The organism is Micropruina sp. (genome assembly GCF_047602385.1).
GTDB lineage: Bacteria > Actinomycetota > Actinomycetes > Propionibacteriales > Propionibacteriaceae > Micropruina.
The window spans coordinates 17,143-42,256 of the sequence record NZ_JASGHL010000002.1; the positions used below are offsets into that span (position 1 = coordinate 17,143).

17 protein-coding genes are annotated in these 25,114 nt (G+C 69.6%); 6 read left to right on the forward strand and 11 right to left on the reverse strand.

Translation table 11 applies throughout. From position 1 onward, the window contains the following. Positions 1-39 precede the first annotated feature (39 nt). Together QM711_RS05045 and QM711_RS05050 are read left to right on the forward strand one after the other, a co-directional pair. Complete coding sequence (locus QM711_RS05045) at positions 40-1,770, forward strand: NAD-dependent malic enzyme (protein ID WP_415096938.1); 1,731 nt, start codon at positions 40-42, stop codon at positions 1,768-1,770. A gap of 18 nt (positions 1,771-1,788) precedes the next feature. Then, the gene (locus tag QM711_RS05050) at positions 1,789-2,496 is read left to right on the forward strand and encodes a hypothetical protein (RefSeq protein ID WP_415096940.1); all 708 of its coding nucleotides are present in this window, start codon (positions 1,789-1,791) and stop codon (positions 2,494-2,496) included. Positions 2,497-2,571: 75 nt separating this feature from the next. Here QM711_RS05050 and QM711_RS05055 read toward each other — a convergent pair whose 3' ends face one another. The 6 genes from QM711_RS05055 to QM711_RS05080 all read right to left on the reverse strand — a co-directional run bounded on the left by QM711_RS05055 (position 2,572) and on the right by QM711_RS05080 (position 10,507). Beyond that, a complete protein-coding gene (locus QM711_RS05055; RefSeq protein ID WP_415096942.1) occupies positions 2,572-3,831 on the reverse strand; it encodes a glucoamylase family protein in 1,260 nt (419 codons plus the stop codon). Then, positions 3,828-4,835 carry a LacI family DNA-binding transcriptional regulator gene (locus QM711_RS05060; RefSeq protein ID WP_415096944.1) on the reverse strand — a complete coding sequence of 336 codons (1,008 nt, stop codon included), beginning with the start codon at positions 4,833-4,835 and terminating at the stop codon, positions 3,828-3,830. Before QM711_RS05060 ends, QM711_RS05055 begins: the two co-directional genes overlap by 4 nt. A 50-nt stretch (positions 4,836-4,885) precedes the next feature. Next, complete coding sequence (locus QM711_RS05065; protein WP_415096946.1) at positions 4,886-6,775, reverse strand: ABC transporter ATP-binding protein; 1,890 nt, start codon at positions 6,773-6,775, stop codon at positions 4,886-4,888. A gap of 1 nt (position 6,776) precedes the next feature. Continuing rightward, a complete protein-coding gene (locus QM711_RS05070; RefSeq protein ID WP_415096948.1) occupies positions 6,777-7,718 on the reverse strand; it encodes an ABC transporter permease in 942 nt (313 codons plus the stop codon). Continuing rightward, on the reverse strand, positions 7,715-8,707 hold the full coding sequence (locus QM711_RS05075; RefSeq protein WP_415096950.1) for an ABC transporter permease: 993 nt from the start codon (positions 8,705-8,707) through the stop codon (positions 7,715-7,717). Before QM711_RS05075 ends, QM711_RS05070 begins: the two co-directional genes overlap by 4 nt. An 84-nt stretch (positions 8,708-8,791) precedes the next feature. Further along, positions 8,792-10,507, reverse strand: a complete 1,716-nt coding sequence (locus tag QM711_RS05080) for an ABC transporter substrate-binding protein (RefSeq protein WP_415096952.1) — start codon at positions 10,505-10,507, stop codon at positions 8,792-8,794. A 176-nt stretch (positions 10,508-10,683) separates the two neighbouring features. Between QM711_RS05080 and QM711_RS05085 the strand changes: the two genes are divergently transcribed. Genes QM711_RS05085 through QM711_RS05095 form a run of 3 tightly spaced genes read left to right on the forward strand, consistent with a single transcriptional unit; the run spans position 10,684 to position 18,475 of the window. Next, positions 10,684-13,959, forward strand: a complete 3,276-nt coding sequence (locus QM711_RS05085; RefSeq protein ID WP_415096954.1) for a hypothetical protein — start codon at positions 10,684-10,686, stop codon at positions 13,957-13,959. Next, positions 13,956-16,094 (forward strand): glycoside hydrolase family 3 N-terminal domain-containing protein, encoded by a 2,139-nt coding sequence (locus QM711_RS05090; RefSeq protein WP_415096956.1) that lies wholly within the window; start codon positions 13,956-13,958, stop codon positions 16,092-16,094. The genes QM711_RS05085 and QM711_RS05090 overlap by 4 nt, the downstream gene beginning before the upstream one ends. Beyond that, the gene (locus QM711_RS05095) at positions 16,091-18,475 is read left to right on the forward strand and encodes a beta-galactosidase (RefSeq protein WP_415096958.1); all 2,385 of its coding nucleotides are present in this window, start codon (positions 16,091-16,093) and stop codon (positions 18,473-18,475) included. Before QM711_RS05090 ends, QM711_RS05095 begins: the two co-directional genes overlap by 4 nt. A 32-nt stretch (positions 18,476-18,507) precedes the next feature. On the opposite strand, the gene QM711_RS05100 is transcribed toward QM711_RS05095, so the two are convergent. Beyond that, positions 18,508-19,044 carry an MGMT family protein gene (locus QM711_RS05100; RefSeq protein ID WP_415096960.1) on the reverse strand — a complete coding sequence of 179 codons (537 nt, stop codon included), beginning with the start codon at positions 19,042-19,044 and terminating at the stop codon, positions 18,508-18,510. A gap of 163 nt (positions 19,045-19,207) precedes the next feature. On the opposite strand from QM711_RS05100, the gene QM711_RS05105 reads away from it, so the two are divergent. Beyond that, positions 19,208-19,519, forward strand: a complete 312-nt coding sequence (locus QM711_RS05105) for a Dabb family protein (RefSeq protein WP_415096962.1) — start codon at positions 19,208-19,210, stop codon at positions 19,517-19,519. Between the two features lie 22 nt (positions 19,520-19,541). Here the strand turns inward: QM711_RS05105 and QM711_RS05110 are convergent, their stop codons facing one another. From QM711_RS05110 to QM711_RS05125, 4 genes are all read right to left on the reverse strand, one after another. Next, on the reverse strand, positions 19,542-20,408 hold the full coding sequence (locus QM711_RS05110) for a hypothetical protein (protein WP_415096964.1): 867 nt from the start codon (positions 20,406-20,408) through the stop codon (positions 19,542-19,544). Positions 20,409-20,450: 42 nt separating this feature from the next. Continuing rightward, the gene (gene fdhD, locus QM711_RS05115) at positions 20,451-21,278 is read right to left on the reverse strand and encodes a formate dehydrogenase accessory sulfurtransferase FdhD (RefSeq protein WP_415096966.1); all 828 of its coding nucleotides are present in this window, start codon (positions 21,276-21,278) and stop codon (positions 20,451-20,453) included. Between the two features lie 43 nt (positions 21,279-21,321). Beyond that, positions 21,322-23,625 carry an FdhF/YdeP family oxidoreductase gene (locus tag QM711_RS05120; RefSeq protein ID WP_415096968.1) on the reverse strand — a complete coding sequence of 768 codons (2,304 nt, stop codon included), beginning with the start codon at positions 23,623-23,625 and terminating at the stop codon, positions 21,322-21,324. A gap of 99 nt (positions 23,626-23,724) precedes the next feature. Next, positions 23,725-25,098: a protealysin inhibitor emfourin gene (locus QM711_RS05125; protein WP_415096970.1), complete on the reverse strand. Its 1,374-nt coding sequence runs from the start codon at positions 25,096-25,098 to the stop codon at positions 23,725-23,727. Between the last annotated feature and the right edge of the window lie 16 nt (positions 25,099-25,114).

The window sequence follows — 25,114 nt, forward strand, 5'->3', positions numbered from 1 at the left end:
ACGGATAGGCTCAGCCAAACGTCCACCGGAGGGCCTGGCATGCGCCACAGCGATTTTCAGCTCGTCACCACCAGCAACAGCGAGATCATGCTGAGCCTGCGAATGCGCGGACGCCGCATCCTGCGCAACCCGGTGGCCAACCGGGGCACCGCCTTCACCTTGGAGCAACGGACCGAGTTGGAACTGTCCGGCCTGCTGCCCAGCCAGGTCAGCACCATCGAGGAGCAGCTGCGCCGCACCTACGCGCAATACAGCCATTCCCCGTCCCCGCTGGCCAAGTACATCTACTTGTCCCAGCTGCGGGACCGCAACGAGGTGCTGTTCTACCGGCTGCTCAGCGACAACCTCGAAGAGATGCTGCCGATCGTCTACACGCCGACCATCGGTGAGGCGATCGAGCGGTTCAGCCACGACTACGTCGGCTCGCGCGGGCTGTTCCTGTCCATCGACCGGCCCGAGCTGATCGAGCAGTCGCTGGACAACTACGAACTGGACGGCGACGACGTCGACCTGGTCGTGGTGACCGACTCCGAAGGCATCCTCGGCATCGGCGACCAGGGCATCGGCGGCATCCAGATCGCCCTGGGCAAGCTCGGGGTCTACACCGCCGCCGCCGGCATCCATCCGCGTCGGGCCGTCCCGATCGTGCTCGACGTCGGCACCGACAACCTGGGCCTGCTGCACAGCGGGGTCTACCTGGGCGAGCGGCACGCCCGGGTTCGGGGCGAGCGCTACGACGAGTTCATCGAAGCGTTCGTGACTGCCGTCACCGAGAAGTTCCCGAACGCGATGCTGCACTGGGAGGACTTCGGCGCGGGCAACGCGCACCGCATCCTGGAGCGCTACAGCGACCGGATCTGCACCTTCAACGACGACATCCAGGGCACCGCGGCGGTGGTGCTGGCGGCCGTGCTGGCCGCCGTGCGGCTGACCGGGGTGCCGCTGCGGCAGCATCGGGTGGTGGTCTTCGGTGCCGGCACCGCGGGAGTCGGCATCGCCGACATCATCCGGGAGGCGATGGTCCGCGACGGCCTGGACGCCGAGAACAGCCACGAACCCTTCTACGCCTTCAACAGCCGCGGCCTGATCATCGAGGACGGCCGCGGCGTCCGCGACTACCAGCGCGCGTATGCCCGCAGCCGGGCCGAGATCGACGGCTGGTCCGTCGCCGACCCGTCCCGGGTGAGCCTGGAAGAGACGGTGCGGAGCGTGCAGCCGACCATTCTGATCGGGACGTCCGCGCAGACCGGCGCGTTCACCCAGCCGGTGGTGACGGCGATGGCTCAGGGCTGCGACCGGCCGATCATCATGCCCCTGTCCAACCCGACCTCGCGCTCGGAGGCGCACCCGGCCGATCTGCTGGAGTGGACCCACGGTCAGGCGTTGATCGCCACCGGCAGCCCGTACGGCACCATCCGGCATGGGGAGGTGTACCACACCATCGCGCAGGCGAACAACGCGCTGATCTTCCCCGGCCTCGGCTTGGGTGTTTCGGTGGTGCGGGCTACCCGGGTGAGCGACGAGATGATCTACGCGGCGGCCGCGGCATTGGCCGGGCTGGTCAACGAGTACCGTCCGGGCGCCTCACTGCTGCCCTCGATGAGCGACCTGCGGCTGGTCGCCGCCGCGGTGGCGATGGCGGTGGCGCGGACCGCCGAGGAGCAGGGGCTGGCCCGGACGCCGATGACCGATCCGATCAACGACATCTACCAGCGGATGTGGCAGCCGGAGTACCCCCGGCTCGAGGTGCTGCCCGCGGACGCCGACTGAACGCCCTATCGTCGGCACGTGGACGAAGACGCGCGGCAGCTGCTCGACTGGGTCGATGGACGGCTCGGGTCGCCCCGGCACGACCAGGTCGAGGACTGGCTGGGTTCTCATGGGTGGACGCCGTGCGGCGAGGGCGACTGGGCGCGGGCTCATCGCTCACCCGACGGACGTCTCGCGGCCCGGGTGAGCCCGTTCGATCCGGCCTGCTCAATGACCGTCGCGCTCTACCGCGAGGGCGCCGGGAACCGCTACCTGCCCCGGCTGCACGCGCACCGGCCGCTGGACGGTGGCGGCTGCCTGATGCTGCTGGACTTCCTCACCGCGGTCGCCGCGGACGAGGCGTCCCGCTGGCACCAACGGTTGCGGGATCGGACGGCGCACGAGGCTGATCGGGAACTCGCTGCGGCCGCCGCCCTGATCGCGCAACTTCATCGTCGCGCCGAGGCGGCACTGCCCTGGTGTGGCCCGCTCGACGACAACCCGGGCAACGTGATGTGCGGACCCAGCGGTCAGATCACCTTCGTCGACCTCTTCTACGTACAGGGCAGAGTGCTCTACGCCAAGGCGCTGGACGCCGCCGCCGAGGTGGTGGCGGCCATCCCGGCCGGCCTGCGCCGGCACATGTTCGAGATCCCGGCGATGGCCCGCGAGGCCAGCGCCGAGGAGATCGTCCGGATGCGTTCGGCCGTGGCCGAGGCGGACGTAGACGCAACGACCGCGGGTTGAGCTCGTCGAAACCCCTTGCCGGAGGGCACCTCGTCAGGTCTCGACAAGCTCGACCCAACGAGCATCAGCACGTTCTCAAAGAGCGGGCTCGGCCGCGATCAATGGACGCAGCACGTCCTCGACCTCGCCCGCGGCGAAGTACCGGTGCAGCGCCCGGTCGGCCAGGACGTTGACCAGGGCACCGAACAGCATCGACTGGTCGAGGCTCAAGTAGCGGCGGGCGACCCGTCCCGAGCGCACCCCGACCGCGTCGCAGAACCCGCCCGGCCCGTAGCACCCGAGTTCGCGTTCCAGCCGTTCGAGGCACTCGGTGGCCGCGTCCGGCTCCGCCGACAACGCCAACGCGGTGGCGTGCGGGGTGACCACACCGTCCCCCCAGCCGCGCACCCGTCCGTCGCGATACCGGGTGCGTTCCACGTCGCACGGGTAGCCCTTCGGCGCCAGTGCGATCGGTTCGACGCCCCACTCGCTGTAGCCGCAGTCGGGGGTGCTGGCCGGCGAAAACCCCCAGTAACCGAAGCCGGTCTCGTCGGTGCCGAAGATCCGCTGCGCCGCCACGGTGTTGGCATGGCTGCGGCCGAACGAGGCCGGCGCCCAGGTCGCCTCGGGCACCAGCAGCGCGGGCATCAGCGCTTCGAACATCGAACCGCCCCAGGTCGGGATCACCTCCAGGCCCCGGTAGCTGCGCCGCTCGCGCGGCAGCCGCTGATGGTGCTCGGCCGGGATGCGACCCGAGGCGATGCCGAGGTAGCTGGCGATCCGTGGCTCGCTCATCAGGTGCCCGTAGTGATGCCCGGTCGGTCGGGTGCCGCCGTCGGCGCCCCACCAGTGGCCGCCCCACAGCAGCAGGGCCTCCGGGTCGTAGAAGAAGCCGAAATCCATCGCCGCGAGCAGCCGGGACGCCTGCGCGGCCAGTTCGGGCACTGCGTTGCGCAGCACGAGCAGCCCCGCTCCCAGCCAGCCGTTGTCGACACTGGACAGGAACTGGTTGACCACCGACCCGTCGGGCAGCACGTCCAGCCGCTCGCCGGTCGCTTCGTCGTACCAGTTCGCATACATGCCGGACGGCTGGTGGCGCCGCATCCCGGCCAACGACTCCAGCACGGCACGGCTCCGCCGCACCGTTTCGCCCGGGGAGATCAGGCCGAGTTCGCGCGCCCCGACGGTGCACCAGAGCAGCCCGCCGATGTTCGTCGGGGAGGTGTACCGCGAGCGGGAGCCCCGTGCCAGTGCGGCGTCCAGGTGGTCGGCGGGCAGCCCGGTGGCCGGATCGGTCAGCGCGTCCAGGCTGCGCCAGGTGTCGGACGCCCAACGCCGCCACAGCGCGGACGTCATGCGTCCGGCTCCGGACAGCCGCAACTGGTGCGCAACACCACCTCGCTCGGCACCACCATCTCGTCGAACTCGACCGACGCTCGGGTGATCAGTTCGTGCAGGCGTTGCGCGGCCACCCGGCCGACCTCACGGGCCGGCTGCCGCACGGTGGTCAGGTCGGTGTAACGGGCGGCCATCACGTCGTCCCAGCCGGTGACGGCCACGTCGTCCGGGACCCGCACGCCACGCCTGCGCAGCTGGCGGATCAGCCCCAGCGCCAGCTCGTCGTTGGCGCAGACCAGCGCCTGCGCCCGTCCGTTGGTCGCCACCACGTTCGCGGCCGCGTTCAGGTGTGCCGCGCCGAACCGAAGCCGAAGCGGCGGACGCACCTCGCTCAGCCCGGCCGCGCTCAGGGCGTCGGTGAATCCCCGGTACCGATGAGCGGCGTCGCGGGCCTGCTCGGGGTCGCCGACGAACCAGAGCCGTCGGTAGCGGTGGTCGCGCACCAGATGGTGGACGAGCTCAGCGGTGGCGCGACGGTTCTCGACGTTCACCGCCGCGCACCCTGCCACCGGATCGCTGTTCAGCAGCAGGGTCGGGACCCGCCGGGAAACCTCAGCCACGGTCTCGGCCGAGATGGTGCCATGGGCCAGCACCATGCCATCCATCTTGGTGGCCAGGTCGAGTACCCGGTCGTCCACGTCGCAGATGCTCTCGGTCGAGATCAGCGAGACGCTCTGACCGAACTCGGGAGCCCGCGATTCGTAACCGACCAGCAGTTCGGAGTAGTACGGGCCGCCGAGCGAATAGAGCACCAGCCCGTGCTGCTCGAGGCGCAACGCCTGCGCCCGGCCGGCCCGCAATGGCACATAGCCCAGCTCGCGCACGGCATCGAGCACTCGCGCCTTGGTGGCGGCCGAGCTCGGCGTCGAACCTTGCAGCACCCGGGAGACCGTCGCGATCGACACCCCCGCATGCTCGGCCACCGTGTAGATGGTGACAGGCTGCTCCGCCTCGCGATTCACAGCCTCCAGACTACTGAGCCAGCTCTCGACCGAGGCTGTTCCGCACGCTGTCACTCGCCGGCCGCCGCCGGCCGATCGAGGTCGGCGAACGGGTTGGGAATGGCGTCGAGCAGCTTGCGGGTGTAGGGGTCCTGCGGGTCGCGGATCACCTGCAACGCCCGGCCCTGCTCAACGACCCGGCCGCCCGACAGGACGATCACCTCATCGGCCAGCATCCGGGCGCTGAGCAGGTCGTGGGTGATGTACAGAATACTCACGTCACTGTCCTGCACCAGGTTGTGCAGCAGTTCCAGGATCTCGGCGCGGATCGACACGTCGAGCGACGAGATCGGCTCGTCGGCGACGATCAGTTCGGGGTTGCTGGCCAGCGCGCGGGCGATCACCACCCGCTGCCGCTGCCCGCCGGAGAGCTCGTAGGCGTACCGGTTGCGGAACCGGGACGCCGGGGTGAGTGCGACGACCTCGAGCAACTCGTCCACCCGCTTGGTCAGCGCGGCGCCCGAGAGCCGGCCGAAGTTGCGCAGCGGACGACTCAGTATGTAGCCGAGGGTCTTGGTCGGGTTGAGCGAGCTGTACGGATCCTGGAACACCATCTGGACGCGTTTGCGGTAGTCACGCAGTGCTCCCGAGCGCATGCCGCCGACCTCGAGCGCCTCGCCGTCCAAGCCATGGAAGGTGATCGTGCCGGCGGTCGGCTTCTCGACTCCGGTGATCATCCGGGCCAGGGTGCTCTTGCCCGAGCCCGACTGGCCCACCAGCGCCGTCACCGCGCCCCGGCGCAGGTCGAAGCTGACGTCGTCGATGGCGGTGAAGTCGGTGAACCTCATCCCGTTCCGGGTGCGGAACACCTTGCTGACGCGCGCCACGCTCACGAAGGCTTGCTGGGCCAACGCCTGTTTGCTCTCGTCGTCGGATTTCACGAACTCCGGTCCGGCGAAGGCGGGCGACCGCGGCGGCACCGTCACGCCCGGCTCGGGGTGCGCCTGCAGCTGCGCCACATGGCACGCGACCCGGGCGCCGTCCAGCGGCAGCAGCTCGGGGTCGACACTGAGGCAGCGTTCGATGCGCTCGGGGCACCGTGGTGCGAACCGACAGCCGGTGAGCTCCGCGGAGAGATCCGGCGGCCGGCCCGGCACGTAGGTGATCCGGACGGTCTGCGCGCGCGGGTCGCCGTAGCTGCCCATCAGGCCCTTCGAGTAGGGGTGCAGTGGGTTCCTGATCAGGTCGGCGGAGTCGTGCTCCTCGACGATCCGGCCCGCGTACATCACCAGGATCCGGTCGCTGAGGTCGAGCACGGTGCCCATGTCGTGGCTGATGAACAGCACCGCGAAGTGCTGCTCGGCCTGCAGCGTGCGGACCGCCTCGAGGATGGAGCGCTGCACGACCACGTCCAGGCCGGTGGTCGGCTCGTCGAGCAGCACGAACCGGGGCTTGTTGGCCAGTGCGAGAGCCAGGTTGACCCGCTGCTTCATGCCTCCCGACAGCTCGTGCGGGTAGGCGGTGATGAACTTCTCCTCGATCATCACCATGCCGAACAGCTGCTTCACCCGTTCGACCACGGCATCGCCGCGCAGGTCGGAATGCAGTTCGATGGCGTCGCGGAACTGGTCGATCACCCGCACCACCGGGTTGAGCGCGTTCATCGACGACTGGAACACCGTCGAGATGTCGCGCCAGCGGTAGGGCCGCAACTCGTCCTCGCCCATCGCCACCAGGTCGTGGCCATCGAAGGCGATGCTGCCGCCGCTGATCCGCGCCGGGCGTTCGGTCAGCCGCAGCAGAGCGTTGGCCAGGGTCGACTTGCCCGAACCGGACTCACCGATCAGGCCGACGAACTCGCCCTCGTCGATCGAGAACGACACCTCATCGACGGCGGTCAGCGGACGATGCAGCTTGGGTTCGTAGCGAACGCTCAGCTTGTTGACCTCGAGCAGAGCCATCTCAGCCGTCCTCTCGCAGGTGCGGGTTGCTCAGCAGGTCGATGCCGAAGTTCACGAAGGTGAAGGACGTGATCAAAACCGCCAGCGCAAGCCCCGGCACGACCAGCCAGATCCACAACCCCTGCGCCAGAGCGCCCTGCTGATTGGCCTGGTAGAGCATCGTGCCCCAGGACACCGAACTGGTGTCGCCCAGGCCGAGGAACGACAGGCCCGCCTCGGCACCCACCGCGCCGGTGGCGGCTCCGAAGAATCCGGCCATGATCAGCGACGACATTCCGGGCATGATCTCGCGGAAGACGATCGTCCAGGACCGCTCGCCCGAGAACTTCGCCGCGGTGACGAAGTCACGGTTGCGCAGCGTGATGATCTGCGACCGCTTGGCCCGCGCCGCACCGGCCCATGAGGTGATGGCGATCACGAAGACGGTGAACCAGATCGACCGGTCCTCGGTGTAGGCCATCAGGGTGATGATCAGCGGCAGGATCGGCACCACCAGCGCGACATTGGTCAGGAACGACAGCACCTCATCGATCCAGGTGCCTTCGAAGTAGCCCGAGATCATTCCGATCACCAGTGCGATGACGGTGGCCAACAGCCCGCCGAACAGGCCGACCAGCAGCGACACCCGGGTGCCCCAGATCAGCTGCGAAGCGATGTCGCCGCCGGACGTGGTGGTGCCCAGCCAGTGCTGGGCGCTGGGTTCGAGCAGCGCCTCGAAGTCGGTGCGCGTGCCCTGGTAGGGCGCGATCCACGGCGCGAACAGCGCGACCAGGACGTACAGCGACAGGATCACCACACCGACCTTGGCTTTGCGGTTGGCCCAGATGATCTGCCACCAGCGGGGACCGGCCGCCTCCGCGGCCTCGGCCTCGGCCTCGGCGAGTTCGGGCCCGCCGACCGGAAGGTCGGCCGAGCTGGTCGGTTGCGTGACACCGGTGCTCATGAGGTCACCTTCCTGGCCCGCGGATCGAGAATGCCGTACAGCACGTCGGCGATCAGGTTGGCCACCAGTACGCCGACGATGGTGAACAGCAGCAGGGCCTGTAGCAGTGGATAGTCCTTGTTGTCGATGGCTTGGGCGGTGAGCCGTCCGAGCCCCGGATAGTCGAAGACCTGCTCGATCAGGATCTGGCCGCCGAGCATGCTGCCCAGGGCGAGGGCCAGACCGGTGATGGAGGGAAGCAGGGCGTTGCGGGCGGCGTAGCGCAGGGCGATCTGCGCGTCCGGCACCCCCTTGGCCCGGGCCAGCCGGACGTAGTCCTCGCCCAGGTTCATGATCATCGTGTTGCGCATGCCGAGGATCCAACCGATCGGACCGGTGATCAGCAGCACCGACGCGGGCAGCACCGAGTGATACAGGGCGTCCCCGATGAACTCGCCGTTCCAGCCGGGGGTACTCGCGTCATAGCCGCCGGCGGTTGGGAACCAGCCGAGCACATAGCCCAGTGCGAACAGGATCAGCAGGGCCAGCCAGAACGACGGCAGCGTCCCGATGAAGGTCGAGCCCAGGGTGACGAAGGAGTCGAAACGGCTGTTCCGCTTCCAGGCCGCGAAGGCACCGAGCAGGGTGCCCACCACGAACGAGATGAGCAGGGTCACGCCCACCAGCACCAGCGTCCAGGGCAGCGCGACCCCGATGACCGTCTTCACCTCATAGGGAAAGTACGTGTACGAGATGCCGAAGTCGCCGCGCGCCAGCGAGCCGAGGTAGTTCCAGTACTGGTCCCACAGGTTGGCGCCGGCCGGGTCGCCGAGCATCGCACGCAGGGCCTCGATCTTCGCCGGGTCGAGCTCGGCGTCCTTGCCCTGCAGCTTCTTGAACATGATCTCGGCGGGATCTCCCGGCTGCAGCCGGGGAATGATGAAGTTCAACGTCACCGCCGCCCACAAGGTGGCGAGGAAGAACCCGATCCGCCTCAGGAAATAGCGCATCGTCGCGCTCCTTTCGGGCCGTCGCCCGTACGGCGCGGGGCATGACGGTGAAGAGACACATCATGCCCCGCGGGCTCGGCGCGGCTATTTGGCCGACTTCAGGTGAGTCATGATCAGCAGCATGTCGCTGTTGGTCGCGTACGGGTCCTCGGCGCTGGGCCAGCCGACGGCCTTGTCGGTGCGGTAGATCATCCGGGCCGGGGCGTAGATCAGCGAGGTGACCGGGTACTGGGTCATCATCGTGTCGACCAGCGCGCCGACCAGCTTCTTCTGCTCAGCGGGATCGGTCGAACCCGACAGCTGGGCGATGGTCGCATCGGTGGCCGGGTCGTTCCACCGCTGGACGTTGCTCTGCACCTTCGTCTTGGTCGGAATCTGGTCGCTGGCCAGCTTCGAGCCGATGTTGCGGGCCACCTCACAGCCGCCGTGCAGGTATTCGAGCACCATGTCGAAATCGGCGGACTTCTTCTGTGCGTCGACGTTGTCAGGTGCGCTCTTGACGGTCTTGGCGTCCAGGTGCATGGCCTGCAGATTGCGGACGATGACCTCGACGGTCGACTCGTAGTCGATCCAGCCGGCCTGCACGGTGAACTTGATCTGGAGCGGCGATCCGTCCGGGTTGGTACGCATGCCGTTCGTGCCCACCTTGTAGCCGGCGGCGTCCAGCAGCTGTTCGGCCTTGGCGGTGTCGAAGGGCAGCACGGTGTTCTTCTTGGCGAACTCTTCGGGCATCAGGTTCTCGGCGTAGGGCAGCTTCAAGCCGGTCTGCGATGCGGGCTTCATCACCCCGTAGGTGGCCTTGGTGCTGATCTCGTCCTTGTTCAGCCCCTGGCTGTAGGCCTCGCGGAATTTGACGTCCTTGAACGGCGCTTTGGTCAGGTTCGGCGTGAGAACTGTGGTGCCGGCCGGCGCGTACCAGAAGTGGTTCAGCGTCGGGTTCTTGTCGACGAAGGCCACCTGCGGGTTCGGGATCTCGCCCCAGTAGGCGTCCAGGCCGCCGGCGTTGAGCTTCAGCGCGGCCTGGGTGGCGTCGTAATTACCCTCGAGAACCAGCTTCTGGACCTTCACCTTGTCGGCCTGCCAATAGTCGGCCCGGCGCTCGAGCACCAACTTGCGGCCGTTGTAGGAACCGACCGTGAAGGGGCCGGTGCCGACCGGATCCTTGTCGATGTACTTCACCGGGTCGTCGATCTTCTCCCAGACGTGCTTGGGCAGGATCTTGACGCCGATGATCGAGTCGAATTTGGCGGCCGCGTTGCCGCTGAAGGTGATCGTCACGTCGCTGCCGACGACAGTGACGTCGGTGGCCCGCTTGCCGAAGGTGTCGTTCCAGATGCCGGCGGTGTCGAGCGCGGAGAATCGCTTGCCCAGGTCGAGGCTGAACTTGACGTCCTCGGGGGTGAGCGGCTGGCCGTCGCTCCATTTCACGCCATCGCGAATGGTGAAGGTGAGCTTGGTCGCACCCTCCCACTTGTAGCCGGTGGCCAGCCAGGGGGTCATCTGGCAGTTCAGCGAGTTGCGGATCATCAGCGGCTCGTAGAAGTACACCTTGGTCAGGGCGTTGGGCGAGAACGGGTTGTAGTTGACCAGGCCGCCCACGTTCTCGGCCACTTCGGCGGGCATCGTCAGCTGGTCGATCAGCGCGTCGGTGCCGGCGGTGCTGCCGCCGGACGGGGCGGGTTGGTTCTGGTTGGTCTGGATGCGGCCGGAGCAGGCAGTCAGGACCAGCACCCCCGTGGTGGCCAAGGCGCTCAGCGCCAGCGGGCTGAACGGATGAGACCGTGTGGTTCGTCGCGTCATCGGGATCTCCTCACATGTTCTATTTCGACACGATAAGCAGACCTCCGGCGATGGTCAACGGTTTTCGGCGATGTAAGTACTTTCATGGCGAACATTCATCCGGGCCGCGCTATTTACAGCTATTTACATGAGTTCTCGGGTGTTGTCGCCGCACCCGCCGATGGTAGACAGAGTCAATGACCGCGAGCGCCGCAGGAGTTGGAGCAAGCATTGCCACGCACACCGCGTGGGGTGGTCTGAGCCGCCTCGACCTGGAGGGCCTCTCCCTCCTGCAATATCCGGCCGACTATGCAGAATGTGGTGCGGGCGGGCTGTGGATCCGCATCCTGGACGGTGACCGCGCACGCCCCGTCCGGATCGCCGACCCCGCCGCCCAGCGCACCGTGACACGATTCAAGGACGGTTTCGAGGTGGCTGGATGCGCGCACGGACTGGCATTCGCTGCCCGTTTCTCATTGCATCGGCAACGCTTGACCTGGCAGTGGCGACTCACTGTCGCAACGCCGGATGAAGCGACTGCCGACTCTGGCGATCCGATCGAGTTCGATACCGTACTGGCGTGCGATATCGCATTGGCGCCTTTGGACGTCGTTCGAATCAATCAGTATTACGTCAGCCAGTATCTGGACGTCTCCCCGCTGCGGCACCCACGCTGGGGCCAGTGCCTGGCGGTGCGCCAGAACATGCCCGGCCCGCGAGCGCCCTGGACGCTGGTCGGCAGCTACGGCGAAGGAACCGGCTGGGCCACCGACGCCGCGCAGCTGGCGCCACTGGTGGACGGCGTACCCACCGGACTGCTCCGGCGGCGCCTGCCGAACGCGCGGCTACAGCACGAACACAGCTTGGCGGTGATCGCCGACCGGGCGGTGCGACTGGAGCCCGGTCAAACCCATCGCACCGGCTTCTTCGGCGTCCTGGTGCCCGACCATCCGCGGGCCACCACGCCCGACGATGCCGCCTGGGCGCCGGACGAGCCGCTACCGCAGGCCGGTGCCCCGCTGACTCCCCCGGCTCCGACCCCGCCCCCGACGCTGTTCGCCGGGGCGTCCGAGCTAGTCCCGGAGCCGCTGGACGCGGGCCGGCTGGGCGAACTGCTGAGCGGGCCGGTCGAGGTGGTCGAGCAGCCCGGCACCGACTGGTGGGAGGCGCTGTCGGCGGACGGTGAGGTGCTGGTCAGCGCTGCTAAGGACCGGGCCGTGCTGCGTCCCCACGGCCAGCTGCTGCGCACCGGGTCGTCCGTCACTCCGGGGCCCGATGGCCTGACCACCACCGTCTGGCTGAACGGTGTGTTCGCCTCGCACCTGACCCGTGGCCATGTCGGACGCGAGCCGTTGCTGAGCGCCACCCAGAGCTACCTGGGGCTGCGCCGCAGTCACGGCCTGCGGGTGTTCGTCGGCGGGGGCGATCGCTGGCTGCTGCTCGGCCGGCCCAGTGCCTGGGGGCTGTTACCCGACCGGGCGCGCTGGCTCTACGCCTGGGACGACACCGTGCTCGAGGTGGTCACCGCTACCGGCGGCGGCAGCCATGAGGTGACGGTCGAGGTGCGCCAGCTGGCCGGACGGCCAAGGCATCTGCTGGTGGCGGCCCAGCTCGGGCGCACCGGCGACCTGACCTCCCGGCCCGGACGGCTGCGCGCGGCCGGGCTCGACCTGCGCTATTCAGGGGCGGGTGCCGTCGGTGACGGCGACGGCCCTCTGTTCGCCGACGGGGTTTCGCGCGGGCTGCCCTGGCTGACCGTTGCCGGGGCTACGCCGCTCACCCTCGGGCTGAGCGCCACCGACGCGGTCACTGCCTCACCCGACGTCCCGGCGGCTTCGACGCTCCCTCGCGCGGATGCGGCGCTCGCCGTAGGCGCACTGACCCTGCACTCGGCCGGCCCGGCCGCCGATGAGGTGGACCGGCTCAACCGGATCGTGCCCTGGTTCACCCACGATGCGCTGGTCCACTACCTGTCGCCGCGCGGGCTCGAGCAGTTCAGCGGCGGCGGCTGGGGTACCCGGGACGTCTGCCAGGGACCGGTCGGCCTGCTGACGGCGTACGCCCGGCCCGACGCGCAACGCGACCTGCTGCTGCGGGTGTTCGCCGCCCAGCACCAACGCGGCGACTGGCCCCAGGCCTTCGAGTTCCTGCCACCGCTGTCCTCAGGACAGCCGGACGCGCATGGCGACGTCCTGTTCTGGCCGCTGCTCGCCCTCGGCGAATACCTGCAGCGCGAGGGTGATGCCTCGCTGCTACTCGAATCCGCCGGCTTCGTCGGCGACCGCGGCGCTGTCGCGAGCGCGCCGATCGTCGATCACATCGAGCGCGTGCTGCGGGTAATCGAGACTCGCACCGTGCCCGGCAGTCCGCTGCCGGCATATGGGCACGGCGACTGGAACGACTCGCTGCAGCCCGCCGACCCTCGGCTGGCCGCCCAGATGGCCTCGACCTGGACGGCGGTGCTGCAGGTGCAGGCGCTGCGCGCGCTGGCCGAGGGCTTGGCCGTCTGCGCCGCCGAGCCGGCGTTGGAGAGGCGACTCGCCGCGCTCGCCGAGGCCACCGAACGTGCCCTCACCGACGTGCTGCTGGTCGACGGGTTGCTGGCCGGCTACGGCGTATTCGAGACGTCCGGACGGCTCGCGGAAGTGCTGGTGCACCCCCGGGACCGGCGCACCGGTTTGCGTTACGGCGTGTTGCCCTGGATCCATGCGATCAGCGCCGAGCTGCTCGACGCCGAACAAGCCAGGCATCATCTGGCGATGCTCGACCGGCACCTGTCGGCGCCGGACGGCGTCCGGCTGTTCGACGCTCCCCCGCCGTACCGGGGCGGTCCGATGGAGGTGTTCCAGCGGGCCGAGGCGGCGACGTTCTGGGGTCGCGAGATCGGCCTGATGTACACCCACGCGCACCTGCGCTACGCCGAGGCGCTGGCCCGGGTGGGCGACGCGTCCGGGCTGTTCAAGGCGCTGTGCCTGGTGAATCCGATCGGGGCCACCGAGCGGGTGCCGGGCGCCCAGCCGCGGCAGACCACCTGCTACTACTCGTCCTCCGATGCCGCCTTCGCCGACCGCCACGACGCCGCGGAGCACTATCAGCGCTCGCGTACCGGCGAGGTGGCGCTACACGGTGGCTGGCGGGTGTACTCCTCGGGACCCGGCCTGTTCCTGCGGCTGCTCGCCGAATGCCTGCTGGGGGTGCGACGGCACGGGTCCTCGCTGGACCTGGACCCGGTGCTCGACCCGGAGCTGGACGGCCTGGCGGCCCGGGTTCCGCTGCCGGACCGGGTGCTCGAGCTCAGCTATCGCGTCGCGCCGCCGGGCTTCGGGGTGCGGTCGGTGCGGGTCGACGGACGCGCGGTGACCGGCCGGCCGCTGCTGAATCGCTATCGGACGGCCGGCGTCCGGCTGGCACTGGCCGACCTCGGCCCGGCAGTCGATGGCGTCACCCGGATCGATGTGGAGGTTGGCCGGTGACGACGTGGATGCAGGAGTTGCCCATCGACGACCGGGTGGACGCCCTGCTGTTGGAGATGACCCTGGCCGAGAAGGTGGGCCAGCTGAACCAACCCGCCAATGTCTCACCAGGCCCCGATCGTGACGCGCTGGCGGCTGGACGGATCGGTTCGTCGCTGTACGCCAGCGGCGCATTGGGCGGCAACGTGCGCGATGAGGGGCTGTCGATCCGGGCCATCGAGCAGTGCCAACGGATCGCCGTGGAGGAATCCCGGCTAGGCATCCCGGTGCTGTTCGGACGCGACGTGATCCACGGCCACCGCACCGTGTTCCCGATTCCGCTCGGGCTGGCCGCCGCCTGGGACGCCGAACTCGTCGAACGGCTCTGCGACGTCGCCGGTGCCGAGGCCGTGCGCGAGGGGGTGGCGTGGACGTTCGCGCCGATGGTGGACATCTCGGAGGAGCCGCGCTGGGGCCGGGTCGCCGAGGGCTTCGGCGAGTCACCCGCCTTGTCGGGCCGCCTCGGGATGGCGGCGGTGACCGGCTTTCAGCGGCACATCGGCGCCACCGCCAAGCACTTCGTGGGCTACGGGCTGGCCGCCGGCGGCCGCGACTACGAGTCGGTGCAGGTCGGCGAGAACACCCTGCGCAACCTGCACCTGCGCACCTTCAAGGCGGCGGTCGATGCCGGTGTGCTGTCGGTGATGGCGTCGTTCAACGACATCGACGGGACGCCGATGCATGCCAACCGGCGGCTGATCCGTGAGGTGCTGAAGCAGGAGTGGGGCTTCGACGGTGTCGTGGTGGCGGATTGGTCGGGGATCGGGCAGCTGGTCGACCACGGGGTGGCCGCCGACGCCCGGGACGCCGCACGGCAGGGGCTGCTGGCCGGGGTGGATCTCGACATGGCCTCCGGCGTCTACCTCGCCCATTTGGAGAGCCTGGTCGGCGATGGCGAGGTACCGCCCGACCTGCTCGACGACGCCGTCCGCCGGGTGCTGCGGATGAAGTTCCGGCTCGGACTCTTCGACGACCCGTACCCGCGCACCACCGCCGACCCGATCGGGCCGACGGCGGCGACCCGGGCCCTGGCCCGCGAGGCTGCGGTCGCGAGCATGGTGCTGGTGGCCAACGACGGCGTCCTGCCGTTGTCGGACGAGGTCGAATCCCTGCACCTGACCGGCCCGTTCGTCGACGAGGGCGAGGCACTGCTCGGCACCTGGGTGCTGGACGGACGCGGCGCCGACGTCTCCTCGCCGCTGGTGGCGTTCACCGAGCTGCTCGGCGACCGGCTGACCCACACCGACGGCCGGTTCAGCGACCTGGCGGCGCACCGGACCCGCGCGGCGGCGGTCACGGTGGCGCTGCTGGGCGAGCATCCGAGCCGCTCCGGCGAGGCCAACTCGGTCGCGGACCTGGGCCTGCCGGCCGGCCAGCTCGAGGCGCTGAAACAGCTCTGCGGGCTGGGCAAGCCGGTGGTGGCGGTGGTGTTCGGCGGACGTCCGCTCGACCTGGCGGAAGTGCTGCGGGTGGCTTCGGCAGTGGTCGTCGCCTGGCATCCGGGCACCGAGGCCGGTCCGGCGCTGGCCGACGTGCTGTTCGGACGCCGGGAGCCGTCCGGAAGGCTGCCGATGACCTTCCCGCGCAGCACCGGGCACGTGCCGTCGTCGGTGCACGCCCGGGCAACCTCACGGGTGCTCGACTTCACCCGCGACGCCTGGGACGGCCGCTACCTCGACGCCCTGACCCAGCCGCAACTGCCGTTCGGCCACGGGTTGAGCTACACCACGTTCCGGCACGGCGAGCCGGTCGCTTCGGCGTCCGAGGTACCGCTCGGCGGTCAGGTCGAGGTGCGCGTGCCGGTGACCAACACCGGCGAGCGGGCCGGACGCGAGCTCGTCCAGTTGTACCTTCACGACCCGGTCGCCGAGGTGACCCGCCCCAAGCTGGAGCTGCTCGACTGGCAGTGGCTCGACCTGGCGCCAGGTGAGACCGGCACCGCCGTCTTCACGATCGGGACCGATGCCTTCGGCTACTTCGGACGCGACCTCACCTGGCGGGTCGATCAGGGCCTGGTTCGGCTGATCACCGGGCACGACGCCACCGCGTCCGCTGCCGTCGAAGTGCGCATCGTTGCCGCGGAGGCGGACGAGTGAGGGGCGTCACCTCGGAGCGCGGACGGCTGCTGATCGACGGCGAGCCGCAGTTGGTGCTGGCCGGCGAGATCCACTATTTCCGGGTCCCGCGCGAACAGTGGGCGGACCGGCTGGACGCCCTGGTCGAGGCGGGTTGCAATACCGTCGCGTCCTACATTCCCTGGCTGCTGCACGAACTGCCGGACGGCAGCCTCGACGTGACCGGCGCCACCCGTCCGGACCGCGACGTGGCCGCGTTCATCGACCTGTGCGCCGAGCGCGGGCTGTGGTTCTTCGCCCGGCCCGGCCCGTTCGTGATGGCCGAGTTGATGAACGAGGGCATTCCGTACCGCATCTACCGCGAGCATCCGGCGCTGGTTCCGGTCGGCTGGGACGGGGTGACGACGCCCAGCCGCACCCTCGACTATCTGAACCCGGTGTTCCTGGCCGAGGTGCGGCGCTGGTACGCCACCGTGCTGCCACTGATCGCCTCGCGCACCGTCGGCAACGGCGGCAATGTGATCGCCCTGCAGCTCGACAACGAGATCGGCATGTTGGCCTGGGTGACCAACTCGCCCGACCTGACCCCGCACCTGTTGGCCGACTTCCGCAGGTGGGTGCTGTTCCGGTACGCCGAGCCTTCGGCGCGTTACCCCGTGGCGTTGGCCGACGACGCGGTCTGGGGGGCGGCCGTCCGTTCGCCGCAGGAGGCGTGGGCCGGCGCTCTGCGGGTCGATCTGGCCCTGTTCATGCGGCACCGGTTCGCGCGCTACGTGGCCGAGCTGCGGTCGATGGCCGAGGAGTTCGGCGTGCGCGACGTGCTGTTCGTGATCAACATCCACGGCACCGAGGCCGGTGGCGGCGAACCGTTCCCGATCGGCATCAGCCAACTGGTGCAGACCTACGCCGGGGTGCCCGGAATGATCTCCGGCTCGGATCACTACGTGGGTGAGCTGACCCTGCAGTCCACCCCCGACCTGTACCTGATGAACGCCTTCCAGGCGGCCGTGAACGACCCCGACCAGCCGCTCACCTCGGTGGAGTTCGAAGCCGGCAGCGGCGACTACGGCGACGGCATGGACACCCTCGTCGACCCGGCGACCGTCGATCTGAAGACCCGGCTCTTCGTGGCACAGGGGAACCGGCTGATCAACTGGTACCTGTTCGCCGGGGGTCACAACCGGCTGCTCGACGAGCCGGTGGGCAACGGCATCGACCGGATCGCGTTCACCGGCGAGCGGCACGGTTTCGCCGCACCGGTGGATCCCGAGGGTCGGCGCGGCCAGACCTACGCCGCCACCGCACGGACCGGCCGGGCTATGCGCACGATGGCGCCCTGGCTGGCGGCGATGCGTCCGGAGCCGGACAACCTGCAACTCGGCCTGGTGCTCGACGCCTACGCCACCGAGTACCACCACCCGGGCAGCGCGGTGATGACTGCCGTTGTCGACGATCTGCGCCGGCATCGCGGCGCCGGACCGCGACGGGCGCTGACCCGCTCGGCGCTGCTGCTCGGTCACCAGTTCGACGCGGCCTGGCTGGAGCGCGAGGCTCCGCGTCCGGACGCGGTGCTGTTGCTGTCGTCCGGCCAGTACCTGGACGGCCCGGTACAGCGCCGGCTCGTCGACTTCGTCACCGGTGGTGGACGGCTGCTGCTGCTCGGCCGGGTGCCCTGTTTCGATCTGGCCGGCGAGCCGTGCACGGTGCTGGCCGACGCGCTCGGCGTCCGTGGACTGACGTTCGTCACCGGTGCCGACCAGTACTTTCCGACCGTGTCGGCTCATGCGTGGGCGGCTCCCTGGCCGCAGACCCGGGTGGGCTGGCTCGAGCACCTCGACCCGGGCGCGGGGACGGTGCTGCTCAGCGATCAGGACGGCAGGCCGTGCGGCGTCGAGGTGTATATCGGCGCCGGCCGGGTGGTGTTGTTCGCGGCCGAGTTGCCCAGCAACCTGGAACTGTTCGGACGTGCCCTGACCCGGCTCGGCGCGACGTCCCGGCTGTCGCTGCGCAGCCCGGTGCCCGGTGTATTCGGCCTGACCAGCGCCGACGACCGCGGTCAGCGGCTGATCCACCTGATCAACATCACCGGTCACTCCCCCGAGGTGCGGGCCGGCTGGGACGGCTCCGAGCCACGTGCGCTGACGCTGCCACCACGCACTGGGGTGATGCTGCCGCGGAACCTGATCACGCCGCTGGGCGTGATCGAGTCTGCCGACGCCGAACTGACCGACGTGCGTGCCGACCGGCTGAGCTTCGGACCGGGACTGGCGGGTGCGGCGTCCGAGATCCGGCTGCGCGGACCACGACCGTTGGTGACCGGCGGCGAGTTGAGCGGCGATGGAGACACCTGGGTGATCCGCGGACGCGAACCGGTGTCGGTAGGCGCAGAGTGCAGTCTTTGAGGCTCGGGCTGGGTTGGAGGTCTTGATCAGGCTCAGCCGGCCCGTCGCGTCCAGCGCCAGCCGAGTTGGGCGAGTTCGTCGGCCAGCAGCCGGATCGCCTTCGGCCCCAAGCCGTGCAGGCCGAGTAGCTCGGCCTCCGAATGCTCCAGCACCTGCTCCAGGGTGGTGATCCCGAACTGCTCGAGCGCGGCCGCCGCGGGGCGTCCGATGAACGGCAGCGGCGTCCCGGACAAAGCCAGCAGCGCGTCCAACGCCCGGTGGTAGGCGCCGCTGAGTTTGTCCAGGTCGGCCCGGTAGTCGGCGATCCGGCAGCCCAGTCCGTTGGGCTTGACCCTGATCCCTTCGGCCGCCCAGTGCGGCCGGGCGCGTCCGATCAGGTTGCCGCCCGGATCCCCAGACGCCCCGACGACCCGCCACCAGGTGACCTGGCCGCCATGGCTGGCCATGATCGATCCCACCCGGCGCGGCGAGGTGCCGACCAGCCGGGCGATGTCGCCGTACGCCACCACCCGTCCGCTCGGGATCTGCTCGACGGCGAGCAGCACCCGATCCACCAGGAAGTCATCCACTCGCCCACGGTAGGCCATCAACCCGGTGACCAAGGGGACGGTTCCCCCGGACACCGGGGACGGTTCTCCCGGACACCGGGGACGGTTCTTTTGGTCACCCGTCGCTACCTGGCGCGGGCGCTTTCAGGCCGCGCACGGGGCGTCCGGCCAGTAGGTTGATCGCATGATCAAGCACATCGTGGCCTGGGAGTTCGCCGACTATGCCGAGGGTGCCGACAAGGCGACCAATGTCGCGCAGTCGGCCGAGGCGCTGCGGGCACTCCCAGGACTGATCGATGGGATCCTCGAGTTCGAGGTGATCACGCCGCAGTCGGGTCTCGACAACACCTTCGATCTGGCCATCTACTCGGTGTTCACCGACGCCGACGCGCTCCAGGCGTATGCCGTCCACCCAGATCATCTAAAGGTGGTCGCCCTGATCGGTGCCCGCCGCAGTTCCCGCGCCTGCCTCGATTACGACCCGGAGGCGCTGTAACGGCCTACCCACGGCCGCGCGCTCAGTCGACCTCACCGAGCGCCCGGGCCGCCTCGCTGAGCGCTCGCTCCCCGCGCTGGACGGCACCGCGCGCCTCGTGCAACTGATCGGCCGCCTCGTTGGCCCGCTGCCTGGCAGCCATCTCGGACGCCTCGGCCGCCCGCAACTCGGTGCGCAGGTCGGCGACCTCCTGGGCGGCCCGGTCGAGACCGGCGTGCGCCTCGGCGTCCACCTGCTGGGCGGTTCTCAGCGCGTTTCGGGCCTCGACGAGGGCTGCGGTCGCGGCGTCCACCATTTCCTGAGCGCGGCGGCGTGCGAGGGCGGCCGCGCGTTGGTCGGCGATCTCCGGTGGTGGCGCCCCGTCGGCGGCGGCCGGCGACGTGGTCTCCGCCACCGATGCCGGACCGGTGGACAGCGCAAACCCGAACCCCGAGTAGACGTGGGCTTTGACCACCCGTCCGGCGAGCACCTCGGCCCGGCTGACAGCATCGGCGATCGCCGCCGACAGGGTCTGGTTCACCTCGGTCCGGACGGCCTCGGTCGCCTGATAGCCCCGGTCGGAACCTGCGGCGACTGCGGACGCCGTCAACGCCGCCACCAGCTGCTGCCGTTCCCCGCTCAGTTCGCGCAGGGCGGTCATGTCGAGCTTCTGATGCGCGGCGGCCAACCGGCCCGCGAGTTCATCGAGTTGGCGAAGCCGATCGGGGGCGTCGCGCGCCAGCAGGTTCACCAGCCAGGCCGACCGGGTCGGCTTGCGGAGCGCGCCGATTGCGGACGCCAGCGGGCGGTCCTTGGCGGCCCGCGCCGAGGCGACCAGTGCCGTCCGGGCCGGCATGAACGCGTCCGGGTCGAGCCCGTACAGTTCGTCGGCCGCGGCGTCCAGGTCCATGGGTGACAGCCTGCCCGGTCGCGCCGGTCACGGCCAGCGTGGTCAGGTCACCCGGTGCGGGTGTGAGTAGACGTTGAGCGAGGTGTCCCGGACGAACCCCGCCAGTGTCATCCCTAATGAGTCGGCGGTGGCGACGGCCAGCGAACTGGGTGCGGACACCGCGGAGATGATCGGGACGCCGGCCAGGTACGCCTTCTGCACCAACTCGAAGGACAGCCGGCCACTCACCTGCAGGACGGCGCCACGCAACGGCAATCGATCGTCCAGGATCGCCCAGCCGATCACTTTGTCGACAGCGTTGTGCCGGCCGACGTCCTCGCGGACGACCATCGGCTCGCCGTCAGTGGTGAACAGTCCGGCGGCGTGCAGGCCCCCGGTCTGTTCGAACGCGCGCTGCGCCTGTCGCAGCCGGGCCGGCAACTGCAAGAGGGTGTCCGGGCCCACCGTGGTCGCATCGTCCGCGAGATGCCAGCGGCCCTGCTTGGTCAGCGCCTCGATCGAATCCGCGCCGCACACGCCGCAGGCGCTGGAGGTGAAGGTGTGCCGCTCGGCCGGCGGGGTGACCCCGTCCGCCAGCACCAGGTCGAGGACGTTGTAGCTGTTGACGCCGGTGCCGGTTTCGTCGTCGAGCACCGAGCCGGCACAGTACTGGGCCCGCAGCACGTCGCCGGACGCGCCGATCGCGCCCTCGGCGTGCAGCCAGCCGTGCGCCAATTCGACGTCGTGGCCGGGCGTGCGCATGGTGAGCGCATACGGACGCCCACCGACCCGCAGTTCGAGCGGCTCCTCGACGGCGAGCCGGTCCGGTCGCTCACCGCGGACGCCGTCGTGGATGCGGACGACCCGCACCGGCCGGGTGATCCGGCCCACTAGGTCTCACCGCCGGACACGGATCCGGTTGTCGGGGCCGCCACTACCGGACTCCGATCGGCGACCCGTCGGCCGGCTCCAGCCGCACCACGATCGACTTCGACGTGGGCGTCCCGGATTCGTCGGCCACCGAATCGAGCGGCACCAGCAGATTCGTCTCGGGGAAGTAGGAGGCGACGCAGCCGCGGGCGGTGGCGTAGTCGACCAGCCGGAAGCCGTGTGCCCGGCGCTCCTCGGTGGCACCGCCCGGTGCCTGCCAGACCGAGACCAGATCGACGATCGCGGCCTCGTCGAAGCCGAGTTCGGCACGGTCGTCAGGGTGGATGAAGACCACCCGGCGACCGGCATGAATACCGCGGTAGACGTCGTCCATGCCGTAGATGGTGGTGTTGAACTGGTCGTGACTGCGCACGGTCTGGAGCAGCAGGTGCCCGGCCGGCACCTCGACGATGGTCAGCGGATTCACCGTGAATCTCGCCTTGCCGGTGGAAGTGGCGAAGGTGCGGGAATCCCGCGGACCGTTCGGCAGCGCGAACCCGAACGGGGTGTCGACCCGCTCGTCGAACCGTTCGAACCCCGGGATGCAGTCTTCGATGTGGGAGCGGATCACCGTGTAGTCGGCGCGCATCGCCGGCCAGTCGATCGCCACGGAGCCAAGGGTGCGCTCGGCGATCGAGCAGACGATGTCGACCTCGGAGCGCAGGTTGCCGCTGGCCGGCGCGAGCCGTCCGCGAGAGGCGTGCACCATGCCCATCGAGTCCTCGACGGTGACGAACTGTTCGCGGCCACCGGTGCGGTCGTGTTCGGTGCGACCCAGGGTGGGCAGGATCAGCGCCCGGCGTCCGGTCACCGCATGGGAACCGTTGAGTTTGGTGGAGACGTGGACGGTGAGCCCGACGTTGCGCATCGCCGCCTCGGTGGCTGCCGTGTCCGGGGTGGCGCGGACGAAGTTGCCGCCGACGGCCAGGAACACTCCGCACCGGCCGTCGCGCATGGCGCGGATCGCGGCCACCACGTCATGGCCGTGCTCGCGCGGCGAGGCGATGCCGAAGCGAGCGTCGATGGCGTCGAGGAACCAGCCGGGCGGCCGTTCGTTGATGCCGACGGTGCGGTCGCCCTGCACGTTGGAGTGGCCGCGGACGGGGCAGGCGCCGGCCCCGGGGCGTCCGATGTTGCCGCGGAGCAGCAGGAAGTTGACGATCTCGCGGATCGTCGGCACCGAGTTCTTGTGCTGGGTCAGCCCCATCGCCCAGCAGACGATGACCGACTTCGCCGCCATCACCTGGCCCGCGATCCGAGCCAGTTCGGCACGCGGCAACCCGGAGCCGCGTTCGATGTCCGACCAGTCCAGTGACTCGACATGCGCCCGGAACTCGTGGAACCCGCTGGTGTGTTCGGCGATGAACTCGTGGTCGAGCGCGTCGGCGGCGAGCAGCAACTTGTTCAGGCCATGGAAGAAGGCGAGGTCGCCGTTCAGCCGGATCTGGCAGTACTCGTCGGCAAGCTCCACCCCGCCACCCAGCACGCCCCGCACCGTCTGCGGGTTGCGGAACGCCTTCAAACCGGCCTCGATCAGCGGATTCACCGCGATGATCCGGCCGCCGTTGGCCTTGTTCCGCTCCAGGCTGGACAGCATCCGCGGATGGTTGGTGCCGGGATTCTGGCCGGCCACGATGATCAGGTCGGCGGTTTCGACATCGGTCAGCGTCACCGTGCCTTTGCCGATGCCGAGGGTCTGGCCGAGCGCCGCCCCGCTGGACTCGTGGCACATATTCGAGCAGTCGGGCAGATTGTTGGTGCCGAACGCCCGGGCGAACAGCTGATAGGCGAAGGCGGCCTCGTTCGAGGTGCGGCCCGAGGTGTAGAAGATCGCCTCGTCGGCGCTCGGCAACGCCCGCAACTCGCCGGCGATCAGGTCGAACGCCTCGCTCCAGCCGATCGGTTCATAGTGCTCGGCGCCCTCACGCAGCACCATCGGCTCGGCGAGCCGGCCCTGCTGACCCAGCCAGTGATCGGATCGGATGCCCAGATCGGCCACCGAATGCTCGGCGAAGAAGTCGCGGGTGACCCGCCGCAGGGTCGCCTCTTCGGCGACTGCCTTGGCGCCGTTCTCGCAGAACTCGGCGGCATGCCGTCGGTCGGGGTCGGGCCAGGCGCAACCGGGACAGTCGAAGCCCTGCTGCTGGTTCACCGCGGTCAGCGTGAGCAGGGAACGCATCACACCCATCTGAGTTCCAGCGTGATCGAGCGCCCGCAACACACCCGGGACGCCGGCGCCGTAGCTCTTCGGCGAGCCGACCTTCAGCCGGGCGTCACCGGCGTCCTGCCTCGGAGCCTTCCGGGCCATCACTCCCCCTCACCGCACCCTCGTTGGTGCGTTCGTCCAGTATCGGTGCGGAGCCTCGGCCCGGCCACTTCGCCGGCCGGCCGCCCGCTGCCGAGGCGTTCAACCGGTAAGTGTCCGCCGGAACAACTTGCGCTGCGCCTCGTCCAGGTCCTGCTCGCCGACCGTGACGTCGACCGACAGCACCTCACAAGCCACCCGGTAGCAGTAGCCGTCGGCGATCGGATCCCGGCCGGCCAGCGCGGTGAGGGTGTTCGTGGTGAGCAGCGTGGTCCAGCGCCTGGCGTCCTTCGGCGGCAGGTCGTCGAGGCTGGCGCGACGCTCGCGCACCACCCCGGTGACGCCGCCGGTCCGGCGCAACAGCAGGTCGGCGTCGCCGGGCACGGCCAGGTCGGGCGCCGGATCGGCGCCGCCGGAGCCGGGAACGCTGCCGGCACCCAGCCCGACCTGGGCCCAGCCGTCGACGATCGCCCGATGTTCGGTTCCGCCGTCCCCGAAACGTGCCGCCGCCGCCTCGACGGTGAGCGCCGCGAAGGTGGCGAAGTCCGCATCGGAGCGCAGCTTGCCGCCGGTCAGCACGTCGTACCAGACCCGGCCGGCAGCAACCCAGGCCTGCCCGCCGATGCTGCGGGCGGCCAGCGCGAACGCCCGGTTCGGGATACCGGAGTTGATGTGGACGCCGCCATGGTCGTCGCTGGTGGTGACGTAGCGGTCCATGTGATCGGGCTGCGGGTCCTTGCCGAGGCGCGGATCGTCGTAGGCCGTGCCAGGAGCGATCATGCTGCGCAGCGCCACCCCCTCCACCCCCGGCAGCAGCAGGTCGGCCCCGATCAGCCAGTCGGCCGCGGCGGCGTCCTGCCCGAGTTCATGCTGCTTGACCAGGCTGCCGAACACATCCGAGATGTGCTCGTTGAGCGCCCCGGGCTGGCCTTGGTAGATCAATCCGGAGGTGCGCTCGGTGACACCGTGGGTCAGCTCGTGGCCGATCACCTCGAGGCTGGCGGTGAACCGTCCGAAGATCTGTCCGTCGCCGTCGCCGAACACCATCCGAGAGCCGTCCCAGAAGGCGTTGTCATAGCCGGTGGCGTAGTGGACGGTGCCGGCCAGCAGCAGGCCGGCATCGTCGATGGAGTTGCGTCCGTACGCCTCGTGGAACAGCACCCAGGTCGCGCCGAAGCCGTCGTAGGCCTCGTCGGCAGCGGCATCGCCGCTAGCCGGCGCTCCCTCCCGGCGGACCACCGTGCCGGGCAACTGTTCGGTGTTGTGGGCGTCGCTGATCTCGCGGTTGACCGCCGCCTCGGCGATCACCGCTGAGCGTGGTGGCGACGGATAGGACGACGGTGTCGCCCGGAGCGCCCGCAGTGTCTCGTCGGCTCGCAGCGTGTGCCGGGCGGGAGCGGCGACCTGGGCCTCTGCCGACTCGGCGAGTCGACGCAGCAGATAGGGCGGGATGATGGTGTGCCTGCGGTACGTCATGGATCAAGCATGCTCG

What these genes read in the sequence shown, in the direction of transcription:
- QM711_RS05045 (WP_415096938.1), top strand. Translation starts at nt 40, where the DNA reads ATGCGCCACAGCGATTTTCAGCTCGTCACCACCAGCAACAGCGAGATC.
- QM711_RS05055 (WP_415096942.1), bottom strand. Translation starts at nt 3,831, where the DNA reads ATGACGTCCGCGCTGTGGCGGCGTTGGGCGTCCGACACCTGGCGCAGC.
- QM711_RS05065 (WP_415096946.1), bottom strand. Translation starts at nt 6,775, where the DNA reads ATGGCTCTGCTCGAGGTCAACAAGCTGAGCGTTCGCTACGAACCCAAG.
- QM711_RS05070 (WP_415096948.1), bottom strand. Translation starts at nt 7,718, where the DNA reads ATGAGCACCGGTGTCACGCAACCGACCAGCTCGGCCGACCTTCCGGTC.
- QM711_RS05075 (WP_415096950.1), bottom strand. Translation starts at nt 8,707, where the DNA reads ATGCGCTATTTCCTGAGGCGGATCGGGTTCTTCCTCGCCACCTTGTGG.
- QM711_RS05080 (WP_415096952.1), bottom strand. Translation starts at nt 10,507, where the DNA reads ATGACGCGACGAACCACACGGTCTCATCCGTTCAGCCCGCTGGCGCTG.
- QM711_RS05085 (WP_415096954.1), top strand. Translation starts at nt 10,684, where the DNA reads ATGACCGCGAGCGCCGCAGGAGTTGGAGCAAGCATTGCCACGCACACC.
- QM711_RS05105 (WP_415096962.1), top strand. Translation starts at nt 19,208, where the DNA reads ATGATCAAGCACATCGTGGCCTGGGAGTTCGCCGACTATGCCGAGGGT.
- QM711_RS05110 (WP_415096964.1), bottom strand. Translation starts at nt 20,408, where the DNA reads ATGGACCTGGACGCCGCGGCCGACGAACTGTACGGGCTCGACCCGGAC.
- QM711_RS05120 (WP_415096968.1), bottom strand. Translation starts at nt 23,625, where the DNA reads ATGGCCCGGAAGGCTCCGAGGCAGGACGCCGGTGACGCCCGGCTGAAG.
- QM711_RS05125 (WP_415096970.1), bottom strand. Translation starts at nt 25,098, where the DNA reads ATGACGTACCGCAGGCACACCATCATCCCGCCCTATCTGCTGCGTCGA.